Raw genomic sequence first — 14776 nt, 5'->3', positions numbered from 1 at the left:
CGATAAATATATGCACAGAGTTCAGCATTTCCGCGTAACCCATTGCAAACTATTAAAAAATATACCCACCACAAATTCATCCAAATGCGGGGTATCAAAACAATACAGTTAAACAGAACGCTGAACGCGCTCTGTTCGCAAGTTAATTGTAATCAATTCATCGCGACGAAGGCCGAAAATTGCCAACGGTTTCGATGTTTTTCGCGCAATCTGGACAGGAGACGCGCCCGACGCGCTATTCGTCCAAAAGCGGACCTTTGTAACCGGTCGCAACGACGAATTTTTCCGAACTGTCCGCGCGGCTTGCCGGAGGTTTGACGTTTACAACCTTGGTAAATCGACGTTTCAGCAGTTTTTGCAGATCCCCTTCGGCACCCCCTGCGAGTACCTTAGCTACAAATGTGCCGCCCTCTTCGAGAACGTCGAAAGCAAAATATGCAGCCGCCTCACAAAGCGCAATGATGCGGTTGTGATCGGTCTGTTTGTGGCCAGAGGACGCAGCCGCCATATCGCTCATCACGACATCGGCCGAGCCATTGAGCCATTCTTTAACTTTTTCATCGGCGTCATTCTCAAGAAAATCCAACACATGAATTTCCGCGCCCGCCACGGGATCGACCTCTTGCAGGTCCACGCCCAGAACCGTGCCGATCGCCTTGCCGCTCCGTTCCCCAAGCGCATTCACACGCCGCACCGCAACCTGACACCAGCCACCTGGCGCACAGCCAAGATCGACAACGCGCGCGCCCGGCACAAGGAAGCGATATTTATCGTCCAACTCCAGTATCTTATAGGCCGCGCGGCCCCGATAACCATCGACTTGCGCGCGCTTCACATAGGGGTCATTTAACTGTCGCTCAAGCCAGCGTGTGGACGAGAGTTTTCGCCCGCGTGCGGATTTCACTTTGGTCCGCAGATCGCGTAGACCACGGCCTGATTTCGCACGCGATGCCGGCCCTTCGGCTCCTTTGCCACCGCGCCGCCCTTTACCCGATTTTCCTGAACCTTGCGCCATTATCCGGCCTCTTCTGTTAATACCCCATCCGCACTCATAAGCGCATATAGCAAACCTTCGCGCAAACCGCGATCCGCTACTGAAAGTTTATCTGTTGGCCAAACGCGCAACAATGCTTGGAGGATTGCCGCGCCCGACATGATAAGCGCCTGACGATCCCGCCCGATCCGCGGATCAACCCGTCGCCCCTCTGGACCAAGATGCAGATAGTCCTGAATAACGGCGTCTATTTCATCACTGCTCATCCGCAAACCATCGACCTTGTTTCGATCATAGCGGCGCAACCCAAGATGGCTTGCAGCAACAGTTGTAACCGTTCCCGAGGTTCCGATGATCTGGAATCCGTCTCGGACGTGATCGCCATCATAAGGCGAGAAATTCGCAAGTTTCTCTTCGAAAAACCAACTCATCAGGGCAAAGCGTGCGCCATCGTCGGTCACGTCCATGAACTGGTCACGCAGGGTCGCCACACCGAGCGGCACAGAGATCCAATCCACAATCCGCGCTTGCGTTTCCGGCGCTTCGCCAAGCCGAAACCCCTGTTTAACCTGCATAATCGCAGCCATGCGCTCGTGCTTATCAAGGTGTGATACATCAAGCCACACAAGCTCTGTGCTGCCGCCTCCGATATCAACGATCAAAAGTTGCTCGGTCTGTTTGCTTACCAAAGGTGCGCAGGAAATGACCGCAAGGCGGGCTTCTTCTTGTGCGGGGATAATTTCAAGCTTGAGGCCAGTTTCGCGCTTTACCCGCGCAATAAGATCGCGCCCGTTGGTGGCTCTGCGGCACGCTTCTGTCGCCACGAGGCGCATGTTCTTGACCTTGTGGCGGCGCAGTTTCTTCTGGCAAATCCGCATAGCCTGTACCGTGCGCGTGATTGAGCTGCGCGAGAGCCGCCCAGAGGCTTCAAGCCCTGCGCCGAGCTGAACAGGTTTGGAAAAGCTGTCTACGACTTCGAATTGCGCGCCTTTGGGGCGGGCAATCAACATCCGACAACTATTTGTTCCCAGATCCAGAGCCGCATAGAGGCCTCCGGAAGGGGGAGTCGGCGCGGGGCTTTCAACCACGTTTTCGGGGACCGCGCCCGCACCATAGGGACGCTTGGGCGTCATCTTTACGCCCTCCATTTCGAGTTAACTCCAAGCTATGCCCTTCCGACAGGAGGCGCAAGATGCGTCCGCGAAAAACCCTGTCGGCTTGTGCCGCACTTCGCATTTACCGCGCGTCACAGAGCGCGCAAACACCATCACCTCATAATGAACATGAAGATTTTTCCAATTACGCCCCATGTTCACCCGCGCCCCACTGGAGTAAGACTTGGCCCGCAGGATGGCGTCGCATGTGTTCTGTTCTTGGTCGAAAATCGACCTCGGAACACAGAGACGCGGCCCTACAACAAAGTGAGAAGGGAATCAGCAATGGCAAAAGTGACCATCGTGTACTGGCGGGACATTCCGGCTCAGGTGATCGCAGGTAAAGGGCGGCGGGGCGTGAAAATCCAGCTTTCCGAGCGGTTTGAGCAGGCAATAGACCGTGCGGCGATGGCCTCTGGCGCGGCGGAAACCGATGCCTATCTTGCGGAATGGCGCAAGGCGGATCCGGTGGAGGTTGAAGGTTCGGATCAAGAAGCAGCGACCGCGACGGCCGAACGCCTTGAGACAGAGTTCGACAAAACACGCCTAATAGAGCTGATTTCTAACAACGGATGGGCCTGACCCTGAAATCACTTTGGAGGAAATGCATGTCGCTATTGAAATTCCAGCGCAGGAGCGATGCGCAGAACGCAGCACGATTTGCACCGCAGGTTCCCGCCTCGGTCAAGGCGTTGATGGAGGGGTATTCAATCGAGGTGATGCCCCGCACCGCCGCAAAGATCGAGAGCTTTGCCGATATCCTTCCCCAAGGAACGCGCACCTATATTGCGCATATCGAGGGCACCGAAGTCGACGATATGGTTGCAACCGCCGCGCGTCTGCGCCGCGAAGGTTTTGAGCCTGTCCCGCACTTCCCTGCCCGCCTGTTCAAAAGCCATGACGAGCTTTCGGAAACTCTCCGTCGTTACAAGGGTGAAGCGGATGTATCACAGGCTCTCGTGCTTGCTGGTGGACCGTCAACACCTGTGGGTGACTTCGACAGTTCGATCCAATTGCTTGAAACCGGCCTTTTTGGTGACTTCCGCCAACTGTTCGTCGCCGGTCACCCAGAGGGCAATCGCGATATTGACCCAGACGGCGGCACCCGCAACGTGACGGAGGCACTCCACTGGAAACAAGGATTTTCAGAAACAACCGACGCCGAAGTCGCGATCACAACACAATTCGCCTTTGAGGCCGCACCAGTGATCGCATGGGCCGAGCGTCTTGCCGATGAAGGCATCACCCTACCTGTTCACCTCGGCATCGCTGGCCCCGCCAAGCTGCAAACGCTGATCCGCTTTGCCATTGCTTGCGGCGTTGGACCGAGCCTTGACGTGCTTCAGAAACGCGCGCGCGACGTGACGAAGCTCGTCCGCCCCTATGAGCCGACAGAGCTTGTAACGGAAATTGCAGATTATTGCGCCGCCAACCCAGACAGCCTGCTCAAGTCGCTGCATATTTTCCCGCTTGGCGGTATCAAAACCTCGGCGGAGTGGGCTATAAGCCACTCCGACGCAACACCGAAAACACCTTCCCTCGCGGCTGTATCCGCTGAGGGCCAAACAACACAAACGCCTCCCTCCAACAAGGACACCACATGACCCGCACCGTTATCGAGAGCAAAAGCAAAACAGCCATCATCGGGTTTGACGAACCCTTCTGTGTGATTGGCGAGCGTATCAACCCGACTGGCCGCAAGAAGCTTGCCGCCGAGCTTGAGGCCGGAGACTTCTCCACTGTCGAGAAAGACGCGCTTGAGCAGGTCGCCTGTGGTGCGAATATCCTCGACATCAACTCGGGTGCTGTGTTCTCGAACAAAATGGCCGAAGACCCACGCTATGCCGACAACAACTTTGTAGAGCCACCATTGATGAGCGAGCTGATCGCGCGCGTTCAGGCCGTCACTGACATTCCGCTCTGCATCGACAGTTCGGTTCCCGCCGCACTTGAAGCGGGCCTTGAAGCCGCCGCGGGCCGTCCGCTCCTCAACTCTGTGACGGGTGAAGAAGAGCGCCTTGAATTGGTGCTGCCGCTGGTCAAGAAATACAATGTGCCGGTTGTGGCAATCTCCAACGATGACACAGGTATTTCCGAAGACCCGGAAGTGCGTTTCGCCGTTGCCAAGAAGATCGTCGAGCGCGCCGCCGATTTCGGCATTCCGGCGCATGATATCGTGGTTGATCCGCTCGTGATGCCAATCGGCGCCATGGCGAGCGCTGGGCAGCAGGTATTTACTTTGGTGCGTCGTCTGCGTGAGGAACTGGGCGTGAACACAACTTGCGGCGCGTCGAACGTTTCCTTCGGCCTACCCCATCGTCACGGCGTAAACGCAGCGTTCCTACCAATGGCAATTGGCGCGGGTATGACAAGCGCAATCATGAACCCAGTACGCCCCGTTGAAATGGAAGCCATCCGCGCAGCGAACTTCCTCAACAACAAAGACCCGAATGGCGGTGAATGGATCAAGTTCAGCCGCGTACTCGATGCAGTCGAGGCAGGAACACCCTTCGCCGAGGCATCGGCTGCCTCTGCTGTGCCAACTGGCCGTGGTGGTCGTCGTGGCGGAAGCCGTCGCCGCGCATCCTGATCACTCTTAAAGAAAAGGCCGTAAGTGCATTTGCTTGCGGCCTTTTTCTGTTTAAATACGTCACATAACTCCGAAACTTATAGCAACCAAAGGCATCTATCCCGTGAGCGACCCTCTGCACGATCCGATCCTTCCCAATGACGCGCTTGTTGTGTTCACGCCTTCGGGCAAACGCGGCCGCTTTGCGCTGGGCACGCCGATCTTGACTGCCGCGCGGCAATTGGGCGTTGATCTGGACTCGGTTTGTGGTGGGCGTGGCATCTGTAGCAAGTGTCAGATCACACCGGGCCAAGGCGAATTCCCGAAACACGGCGTTACAGTCTCGCCAGATGCGCTATCGCCATTCAACAAGGTCGAAGAACGCTATGACAGTATCCGCGGCCTGAAAGCCGGACGGCGGTTGGGCTGTCAGGCGACGGTTCAGGGCGATGTGGTTGTCGATGTGCCGCCCGAAAGCCAAGTTCACAAACAGGTGGTGCGCAAACGTGCCGAGGCGCGCGACATCATCCTCGCCCCATCGATCAAGCGCGTTCTGGTTCAGGTCGAGCAACCCGACATGCACGACCCAACCGGCGATTTCGAGCGCCTGAGTGCGGCGTTGGCAACGCAGTGGAACATCGAGGGTATCACTGCCCCGCTTCCTGTACTCGCTCGGCTTCAATCAGTTCTCCGCAAGGGCGACTGGACCGTAACTTGCATCATCCACGACCCCGCCACGGGCAGCGGCCCACGCCTTGCTGAAATCTACCCTGCCTTTGACGAGCGCCCGCTCTACGGCCTCGCGATTGACCTCGGCTCAACCACCATTGCGGGCCATCTCTGTAATCTCGAAACGGGCGAGGTTGTGGCTTCTGCTGGGCTTATGAACCCGCAAATCAGGTTTGGCGAAGACCTGATGAGCCGTGTTAGCTACTCCATGATGAATGAGGGTGGCGCGGGCGAGATGACCAAAGCCGTGCGCGAAGGAATGGCGCAGCTTTGCACCGATATTGCCGAAGAAACCGAAGTTGACCTTACCCAGATCATGGATGCGGTCGTTGTGTGCAACCCTGTGATGCACCACCTGTTCCTTGGAATTGATCCCTACGAGCTTGGCCAAGCGCCCTTTGCGCTGACAACATCCGATGCGCTCAACCTGCGCGCCACAGACCTTGATCTGCCGCTGCACCCGAATGCCGCGCTCTATATGCTCCCTTGTATCGCGGGCCATGTAGGCGCCGACGCTGCGGCTGTTGCCCTATCCGAAGCGCCGGAGAAATCAGAGGAGTTGGTGCTTGTTGTCGACGTGGGAACAAATGCCGAAATCCTATTGGGCAATACGCAACGGGTTCTTGCCTGTTCCTCCCCCACCGGCCCTGCATTCGAAGGCGCACAGATCAGCGCAGGCCAGCGCGCGGCACCGGGCGCCATTGAGCGGGTCGAGATTGATCCCACCACCAAAGAGCCACGTTTCAAAATCATCGGATGCGATCTCTGGTCCACCGACGACGGCTTCGAAGAGGCCGCGCTTGCAACCGGTGTTACTGGCATCTGCGGCTCTGGTATCATCGAGATTGTCGCCGAAATGCGCATGGCGGGCATCGTTGACGCCCCGGGCCTTATCGGCGCACCGGAGCAAACCGGCACCGAGCGTTGCTTCCTTGACGGGCGGACCTATTCCTATTTGCTCTATGACGCGACCCCATTGGGCGGGCAGAAAATCACTGTCACCAACCGCGATATCCGCGAAATCCAGATGGCCAAGGCCGCGCTCTATTCGGGCGCACGACTGCTGATGGATAAATTCGAGGTGGATAGCGTTGACCGCATTGTGCTTGCTGGCGCTTTTGGCGCGCATATTAGCCCGAAACACGCGATGGTTCTGGGCATGATCCCTGATTGCCCGCTTGATCGTGTTACCTCCGCCGGAAACGCCGCCGGAACGGGCGCGCGGATTGCACTTCTTAACACAGAAGCGCGCCGCGAGATCGAAGCAACGGTGAAAGCGATTCACAAGGTCGAAACAGCCATCGAGCCGCGGTTTCAAGAACACTTCGTTAACGCCAGCAATATCCCTAACGCGGTTGAGGCCTTCCCACACCTGAACGAAGTGCTGACGCTGCCGAATGTCACGTTCAACACAGGTGGCGACGACACGCGCGGTGGCGGTCGGCGCAGAAGACGACGCGGGTGAACGCTTGCCGACGAATAGCTTGCGGCCAATACGTCCAATCGCTAATCAGAGATCAACGCGGGTGTAGCTCAATGGTAGAGCAGCAGCTTCCCAAGCTGACGACGAGGGTTCGATTCCCTTCACCCGCTCCAAGACATTGCGCGCTACATTCTCTCAAAAATCAGTTCGGATGGCTTTAGCTGAGTCAATCATGGCGGAGATCAAAGCAAACCTCCGCCAAGACTAATCTAGGCTATGTTTTTTAGCCGCCAAGCAGGCCACCGACAGTTCCGCCGACCTTGTTGACGGTTTTGTTCACAGTTTTCTCAACTGTGCCGCCAACTTTACTGACGCTCCCGCCGACCTTTTCAACAGTTCCGCCGACTGCACCGCCAACACTGGCGACTGCATCTGCTGAGGCATTCACTGTTTTGCCCACGTTACCTGTTGCCGAGCTGGAAACAGAGCCGCTTGGGGAACTCGTATCAACACTCCCTGCAATATTTACGTTGGTTTTCAGTGATTTGCTAACGCCGACTTGAGCATCCAAACCCATCACCGACAACAATTGCGCGCTAGCACAAAGGCTCACAAAGGATCCTCCGCACACGTTTTCGGGTGTATTGATCGCAGAGGTCGGCGCAACAGGTACGGCTGTCCCCTTAAAACCCGTGCTTCTTTGCAAGCCACCAAAACTGCTTCTGCTACTCGCATCCGCATAAACGATTGGTGTCTGCAATCGCTCCATAACTTCAATGATCACACGACGGTTCAGCGGTTCGGCAGCGGCAGTTGAGACCTTCAAGCTTTCTTCACCGAGCGACACCATCGCATGAAGCTGTTTAAAGCTCACGCCGCGGCTAATGAGATAAGCAACAGAAACCTGCGCGCGCTGCATGCCGAGCTTCTTGTTATAATCATTGCTCCCAATTGCATCTGCATGGCCCGTCACACTAAATTTCGTGTCAGGGTGATCAATCATCCAAGCAGCATATTTATCGAGCGTTTTTTGAGCTGCGCCTGTTAGCGCGACTTTGTTGAAATCAAAATAGATTTCGTCACGTATCGCAGTGTGCATTCTCATTGTCGAGGCGTCGTATGTGCCCGCTGGTGCAAGCAAAGACATGCCATCCGAACTGTAATTAGTAGATGGCGTCGTACAACCAGCGACTGCAAGCACAGATGTCGCAAGTGCGGCACTCAGAATGCGTTTCTGGAATATAGTCAACATTTTAGAACCCTTTAATTGAGTTCAGTCGGGTCAATCCTCCTTTTCTTACTGAACGTCTTATCGAACGATCCGACTAAACAGTTTTCACATTAGCAAGACAACTATTTAGGCAAAAATTGCCGAAAATAAGACATTAACGAACTATTGTTGCGAGCGAGGTGCTGGGATACCATTACTTGACGTTGCTTCAATACGTTAGCGGCACTGAACACTTTCAAGAAAAATACTGACAACAGCCAAACTTCGGGAGGTTTGGGGTAAAAACAGCGCATCCCAAACAACTCAAGCGCCGTGCAATACGCACGACGCTCAAGGTTACAAACTCAACCCTAAGGGAAACGCCGATTAGATTATCAGCTGCCCGTTTGTAGGAAACGCACCAATGCCTGTGTTGAGCCGTCTTTGCCGTCTGCTGGCTCTTCCCCTGCTACGATCGGCTCCAAGGCAACAGCAAGTTCTTTGCCAAGCTCAACACCCCATTGATCAAATGAGTTCAGACCAAGCAACACACCCTCGACAAACACGCGGTGCTCATACAGTGCGATAATCTGGCCGAGCACGAACGGTGTAAGCTTCGGATAGACCAGCGTCGTTGACGGGCGGTTGCCAGAGAACACACGGTGGTTGGCTTGGCGAATTTGCTCATCGCCGCTTAGGCCTTTCGCTGCCATCAACTCCATCGCTGTCTCAAAGCTACGGCCGAGCATGAGTGCTTCGGATTGTGCGAGGCAGTTGGAAACCAGAAGACGATGGTGGTGCGCCAAATGTGCTTCCTGCCCTTCGACGCCAACCATGAATTCGCAAGGGATCACCCGCGTTCCTTGGTGGATTAGCTGATAAAATGCGTGCTGGCCGTTGGTGCCAGGCTCACCCCAAACAACGGGCCCGGAATTGACTTCAAGCGCTGTGCCATCCATGGCAACGGACTTGCCGTTACTTTCCATTTCAAGCTGCTGAAGATATGCCGGAAGCCGCAAGAGGCGTTGCTCATAAGGCAAAACTGCACGGGTGGCATAGCCGCATCCCTGATTGTGCCAAATCCCGACAAGCGCAAGCAACACAGGGAGGTTTGCACTAAAATCGGCGGTGCGGAAATGTTGGTCCATGGCTTGACCACCAGCAAGAAAGGCGCGGAAATTCTCCGGCCCAATCGCCAGCATCACAGGAAGGCCAATCGGCCCCCACATGGAATAGCGGCCACCGACCCAATCTTCAAAACCAAACACCCGAGACGCATCAATGCCAAAGGCGGCGGTCTTGTCCTCGGCCGAACTCAGCGCGGCAAATTGCGCGCCGGGGTCTGTTACCACCGCCCCCATCCACTCACGCGCGGTTTCGGCGTTGGTCATGGTTTCGATGGTGGTGAAGGTTTTGGAGGCCACAATCACCAGCGTTGTCGTCGGATCAAGCAGCGCAAGCGTGTCGGCGATATGTGCGCCATCAACGTTGGAGACGTAATGAACGCGCGGTCCGTCGTGATACGGCGAAAGCGCAATCGTTCCCATGACGGGGCCAAGATCGCTGCCACCGATGCCGATATTAACAACGTCCGTAATCTTGCCGCCCTGCCCCTGATACGCACCGCTGCGCACGTCATTGGCGAAGGCTTCCATGCGGGCAAGCGTATCCAATACATCCGGCATCACATCCGCGCCATCGACCATCACCGGCGCGGCATCAAGGTTGCGTAATGCCGTATGAAGTACAGCTCGCCCCTCGGTTTCGTTGATCTTTTCGCCCGTAAACATGGCGTTGATCCGGCCCTTGAGGTTTGCGTCCTCGGCCATAGAGAGTAACAGTTCAAAGGTTTCGGTGTCGATATTGGTCTTGGAGTAGTCAAACAGCAGGTCACCGCCATCAGACTCAAGCTTCTGCGAGAAATCAGCTGCACGCGCGTCATCAAACAAGCTTTTGATATCGCGAGATTTCACGGCTTCAGCTTTGACTTGCAGGGAAGAAAAATCAACAGTCATGTTAAGGAGCCCAATGTACGGTTGCGCCCGGCAGCACCGCACTTACGGGGGCTTGCATCGGGTCATCTAGAGTTTGCGCACGCTCAAGCGCAGCACGTTTTTCATCGCCGGCAATCACGATATGGCGGTTCGCAGCGCCCTTAAGAACGCGGGCCGAAAGCGTAATGCGCGGTTCCGGCGCACCTGGTGCACGCATCGGAAGCAATTCTGGCGCGTCTGGTGCGAAAGCCTCGGCCAAAAGGTCTGCTTCGGGAAAAATACTCGCAGTGTGCATGTCCGCGCCCATACCCATGAGGCAAACTGTCAGCGGAAGATGCTTTTCGATCCCCGCAGAGAGTTCATCCAGCTTATCCTCTGGCGTTGGAGCCTCGGCATAGAGCGGCAAAAGCGTCGCGGCGGCCGCTTTGTTCTGCAACAAACGCGCCTTAAGCAACGCTGTATTCGAGCGCTCCGAGCTTTCCGGGACCCAGCGTTCATCGCCCAACATAACAGCCACATTGCCCCAATCGATATCCGCCACGCTCAGCGCATCGAAAATCGGGCCCGGCGTTGTACCACCGGGAACAGCGAGCGTCGCTGAACCTGTTTTGCTCAATGCCTCCGCAAGCTCGGCTTTGATCTGGCTCGCAATGGCCTGCATCATCTCATCTTTGTTATGGTACTCAATGAGGGTCATACTTTGATCTCCCGCCAGCGGCGTCCATCTTTGTGTAGGAGCATGAGCGCATCTTCTGGCCCTGAACTACCGGGATCATAAAGCTTGGGCTTATCGCCGCGCTCGGTCCAACCCTTGATGATCGGATCCGTCCAAGCCCATGCAGCCTCAACCTCGTCACCGCGCATAAAGAGCGTTTGGTTGCCGCGGATCACATCCATAATCAGGCGCTCATAGGCGTCTGGAACATCTTCTGCATCTGGCCCCAATGCCTCGGCAAAACTCATATCAAGCGGAACCTCCATGAGGCGCATACCGCCCGGCCCCGGCTCCTTGATTGTCACGCGCAGGTTCATACCTTCATTCGGCTGCAACCGGATGACCAACACGTTGCCGCGCCGCCCGTCCTGTTCGCCAAAGATCGAATGGGGCGGGTCTTTGAACACCACCGCAATCTCACTCTCGCGCGCACGAAGGCGTTTCCCCGTCCGCAAATAAATCGGGGTACCCTTCCAACGCCAGTTGGAGATATTCACCTTCATCGCCACAAAACACTCGGTCTTGCTGTCGGGATTTTCGGCTTCTTCAACATAGCTTGGGCCATCGGCATTACCCGAATACTGACCACGCACGATGTCGCTTTGAGCCACAGGATCGAGCGCGCGGATCACCTTGAGCTTTTCGTCGCGCACCGCGTCTGGCTCAAACTCGTTCGGCGGCTCCATTGCGATCAGACAGAGAAGCTGCATCAGGTGGTTTTGCACCATATCGCGCATGGCGCCGGACTTGTCGTAATAAGCACCTCGGCTTCCAACAGCGACAGTTTCGGCGGCTGTAATCTGGATGTGATCGACGTATTGGCTGTTCCAGAGCGGCTCAAAGAGGATGTTGCCAAAACGCACAGCCATCAGGTTCTGCACGGTTTCTTTACCAAGGTAATGGTCGATCCGGTAAATCTGACTTTCGTCAAAGTGCTGTGCCAGCACCGCGTTAAGCGCCTTTGCGGAGTCGAGATCACGGCCAAATGGCTTTTCTACAACGAGGCGACTCTGGTCATCGGCAATGCCGTATTTATGAAGCCGCTCGGCCAGATCACCAAACAGGCTCGGCCCAACAGAGAAGTAAAAGGCTTTAACCACCTCTTTACGCACCATCGCCGCCAGCTCTTTCCAGCCGCCCTCGCCTGTCGCGTCAATCGGGATATACTCGAGTAGCTTGATGAACTCGGCAATGCTCTCACTGTCGCGAGATTTCTCAGGGACAAACTCCTCTATCGCGTCTTGGATCATCTTACGATAAGCCGCGCTGTCCTGATCGGCCCGTGCCGCACCAATGATGCGCGCGCCCTCTGGCATTTGTCCTGAACGGAACCGCCGATACAACCCCGGCAAAATCTTGCGCCGCGCGAGATCGCCCGTGCCACCGAAAATCACCAAGTCAAATTCATCTACCGGAATAACACGCGAAACCATATGGACCCCGTAACTGTTTGTATTTTATCAGATTATTTCCATCTTCAGAAATATCTGTTAGCGCTAACGAACCAATTCTCGGAACTCATAACGTCAGACGCTCAATAAGTCTAGCACGCATGAAGCCTTTCACAACTGCGTTAGGCATTTTCTTTCGGCTTTAACATGAACGAGCGGCAAGATACCGTTGAAAAAACAACAGGACTCCCATGAAAGACCACACAGGCGCAAACGCCAGAAAATTTATTGACCCCATGCGCACCGCAAAGGGCGAAGAACGCGCACGCGTTGCCCTGAGCGATCCGCAAACCCTTTGGTTCAATACGGGTACGCTCTGCAACATCGAGTGCATCAATTGCTATATTGAAAGCTCGCCCAAGAATGATGCGCTGGTCTACATGACTGCCGATGAGGTCAGTTCATACCTCGACCAACTCCAAGAGCGTAAATGGGGCGTAACCGAAATCGGCTTCACAGGCGGAGAGCCGTTTATGAACCCCGAGTTTTGCGAAATGCTGCGCCGAAGTCTGGCGCGGGGGTATGAAGTTTTAGTTCTGACCAACGCCATGCAGCCAATGCAGCGCAAATCTGTGCGCAATGACCTTGCAAAGATCATAAAAGACTACCCCGACTCGCTCACCTTTAGGGTGTCTCTCGATCATTATTCTCCTGAACAACATGATGCGATCCGCGGGAAAAACGCTTTTGCCCGCAGCCTTGACGGTATGATCTGGCTTCGCGATCAGGGCGCAAAGCTTGCAACTGCAGGACGGATGCTCTGGGATGAAAGCGAAGAGGATTGTCGCGCAGGCTATGCAGCCTTTTTCGCCGAGCACGGATTTAACATCGACGCGCAAAACCCAGCCCAGACAGTGTTGTTTCCAGAAATGGACGAAACCGTCGAAGTCCCTGAAATCACAACGGAATGCTGGTCGATCCTTGATGTAAGCCCGACTTCTGTGATGTGCGCAAGTTCGCGCATGGTGGTGAAACGCAAGGGCGCTGAAACACCCGCTGTTCTTGCCTGCACACTCCTGCCTTATGATGCCGAGTTTGAGCTTGGCTCGACGCTGGCCGAAGCAGAGGGCGACGTGGCCTTGAATCACCCTCATTGCGCAAAATTCTGCGTGCTGGGCGGCGCAAGCTGCTCGGGCTAATCGCCATCCCAAATAATTTGGGCCCGGGGCAACAGGTCTACTCCTCGTTAACCTGTCGCCGCGCCGGACCCTTTACACAAGCGCGCCTTATCTGCCCGTGCGCGGTTAACCCGCGCTTTTCGGCACTTGTGTAAGCTGGTTCATGATCACCCGTTTCACCGGAGGCAGCCGCTCTCCAAGGCGCAACACGGCACCGCGAAGCACTTTGGCTGGCAAGCGCGTATCGGTAAAGAGTTTCACGATCGCGTTGGTCCCATAGTAAAGCGGTGCGGTTGCGCGTCGATGGGTCCGCTCATAGGCGGACAAAACAGTCATATCCGCCCAATCACGCCCCTGCTCAAGCGCTTTGCGGATCTCGACTGCAAGCGTATTTGCCCCCACAAGACCAAGGTTATAACCATGCGCAGTAACGGGATGCATCCCGACAGCCGCATCACCCACAAGGGCAAATCCGGGCTTAACGAAGTTCTTGGCGTAAACGCCCATCAACGGGTACGCGTGACGCGGCGAATGTAGCGTCATCGCGCCAAGCTGATTGTCAAACCGCGCGGCAATATCCCGACAGAACGCCTCTTCGCTCTGCTGCATCACGGCGTCAGTTTCATGCGACGGCAGTGTCACAACAACCGAACTTCGGTTTTCTGGCATCGGCAATATTGCAAGTGTGCGATCATAGTGAAAACACTCATAGGCAACATCTTGATGCGGCCCCTCATGCGTAACTTCGCACACAATTACGGTTCGGCCAAAATCGTTCATTTCGGCTCCGATCCCCATCTTTCGGCGTGTTTCCGAGAAACGGCTATCGGCCGCAACAACAAGCTTGGCGTGGAACACACGACCGTCGGTGAGTTCGACCTTGCCCCCTGCGTTATTCGCCGAAACTTTGGCAACATCGGCCTCGGTGACGAGGTTAAACCCCGCCTGCCCCACAGTCGCCTCATAGCTTGCTTTGCGGATAAGGTGGTTGGGCAGAATGCGCCCAAGGTAATCCGCGCCGTTTTCAAGGGAGTCAAAATGTAGCGCAAAAGAGGATTTACCGTTCAGGACCTTCGCGTCGCGGATATAGCCAATCTCGGCCTCATCCAGCCTGTCCCAAATGCCGTATTCCCACATCAGCTTCTCGCTGGTTTGTGTAAGCGCAATATCACGCCCGTCTTCCGGCGGATTGGCCAAGACGGCTTCTGGGTGCCGCTCCAAAATCGTGACAGTCAGCCCCGTTCCACAAAGTGCGCGCGCAAACCCAAGCCCCGCCGGCCCTGCGCCAATCACGACTATATCGCTGAACACAGGCAGTGGGTCTGTGGCGGATTGTGGTGTTTCGGGGGAATCTTGCATCTGGGCCTCCTGTTGAACTGCAACAGAAGTACCTCGGATTCGCGATCCGCTACCTGATCT

Annotated in this window: 12 protein-coding genes and 1 tRNA gene; 6 read left to right on the top strand and 7 right to left on the bottom strand. The window is 55.7% G+C overall.

All coding sequences use genetic code 11. From position 1 onward, the window contains the following. Nucleotides 1–235: 235 nt before the first annotated feature. Both N9C89_RS06830 and N9C89_RS06825 read right to left on the bottom strand, forming a co-directional pair. Complete coding sequence (locus N9C89_RS06830) at nt 236–1015, bottom strand: RlmE family RNA methyltransferase (protein WP_263953083.1); 780 nt, start codon at nt 1013–1015, stop codon at nt 236–238. Next, nucleotides 1015–2127, bottom strand: coding sequence for a Ppx/GppA phosphatase family protein (locus N9C89_RS06825; RefSeq protein WP_263953082.1), 1113 nt, complete (start codon nt 2125–2127; stop codon nt 1015–1017). The genes N9C89_RS06830 and N9C89_RS06825 overlap by 1 nt, the downstream gene beginning before the upstream one ends. Nucleotides 2128–2433: 306 nt before the next feature. On the opposite strand from N9C89_RS06825, the gene N9C89_RS06820 reads away from it, so the two are divergent. From N9C89_RS06820 to N9C89_RS06800, 5 genes are all read left to right on the top strand, one after another. Next, nucleotides 2434–2730, top strand: a complete 297-nt coding sequence (locus N9C89_RS06820) for a virulence factor (protein WP_263953081.1) — start codon at nt 2434–2436, stop codon at nt 2728–2730. 26 nt (nt 2731–2756) lie between these two features. After that, entirely contained in the window at nt 2757–3752 is a 996-nt protein-coding gene (locus N9C89_RS06815; RefSeq protein ID WP_263953080.1) for a methylenetetrahydrofolate reductase, read from the top strand. Next, nucleotides 3749–4738: a methyltetrahydrofolate cobalamin methyltransferase gene (locus N9C89_RS06810; protein ID WP_263953079.1), complete on the top strand. Its 990-nt coding sequence runs from the start codon at nt 3749–3751 to the stop codon at nt 4736–4738. Before N9C89_RS06815 ends, N9C89_RS06810 begins: the two co-directional genes overlap by 4 nt. 103 nt (nt 4739–4841) lie before the next feature. After that, nucleotides 4842–6911: an ASKHA domain-containing protein gene (locus N9C89_RS06805; RefSeq protein WP_263953078.1), complete on the top strand. Its 2070-nt coding sequence runs from the start codon at nt 4842–4844 to the stop codon at nt 6909–6911. A 57-nt stretch (nt 6912–6968) separates the two neighbouring features. After that, a tRNA-Gly gene (locus N9C89_RS06800) sits at nt 6969–7042 on the top strand. A gap of 110 nt (nt 7043–7152) precedes the next feature. Here the strand turns inward: N9C89_RS06800 and N9C89_RS06795 are convergent. From N9C89_RS06795 to zwf, 4 genes are all read right to left on the bottom strand, one after another. After that, complete coding sequence (locus N9C89_RS06795; protein ID WP_263953077.1) at nt 7153–8121, bottom strand: OmpA family protein; 969 nt, start codon at nt 8119–8121, stop codon at nt 7153–7155. Nucleotides 8122–8474: 353 nt separating this feature from the next. Beyond that, complete coding sequence (pgi, locus tag N9C89_RS06790) at nt 8475–10094, bottom strand: glucose-6-phosphate isomerase (protein ID WP_263953076.1); 1620 nt, start codon at nt 10092–10094, stop codon at nt 8475–8477. Nucleotide 10095: 1 nt separating this feature from the next. Next, nucleotides 10096–10770 carry a 6-phosphogluconolactonase gene (pgl, locus tag N9C89_RS06785; protein ID WP_263953075.1) on the bottom strand — a complete coding sequence of 225 codons (675 nt, stop codon included), beginning with the start codon at nt 10768–10770 and terminating at the stop codon, nt 10096–10098. Then, nucleotides 10767–12221 (bottom strand): glucose-6-phosphate dehydrogenase, encoded by a 1455-nt coding sequence (zwf, locus tag N9C89_RS06780; protein WP_263953074.1) that lies wholly within the window; start codon nt 12219–12221, stop codon nt 10767–10769. Before zwf ends, pgl begins: the two co-directional genes overlap by 4 nt. A 209-nt stretch (nt 12222–12430) precedes the next feature. On the opposite strand from zwf, the gene N9C89_RS06775 reads away from it, so the two are divergent. Further along, complete coding sequence (locus tag N9C89_RS06775) at nt 12431–13378, top strand: radical SAM protein (protein WP_263953073.1); 948 nt, start codon at nt 12431–12433, stop codon at nt 13376–13378. Nucleotides 13379–13483: 105 nt separating this feature from the next. On the opposite strand, the gene ubiM is transcribed toward N9C89_RS06775, so the two are convergent. After that, the gene (gene ubiM / locus N9C89_RS06770; RefSeq protein ID WP_263953072.1) at nt 13484–14716 is read right to left on the bottom strand and encodes a 5-demethoxyubiquinol-8 5-hydroxylase UbiM; all 1233 of its coding nucleotides are present in this window, start codon (nt 14714–14716) and stop codon (nt 13484–13486) included. Between the last annotated feature and the right edge of the window lie 60 nt (nt 14717–14776).

Origin of the sequence: Halocynthiibacter sp. SDUM655004 (assembly GCF_026015885.1) — a bacterium.
Classification (GTDB): domain Bacteria; phylum Pseudomonadota; class Alphaproteobacteria; order Rhodobacterales; family Rhodobacteraceae; genus Falsihalocynthiibacter; species Falsihalocynthiibacter halioticoli.
This window is presented reverse-complemented; position numbering and strand designations above follow the sequence as displayed.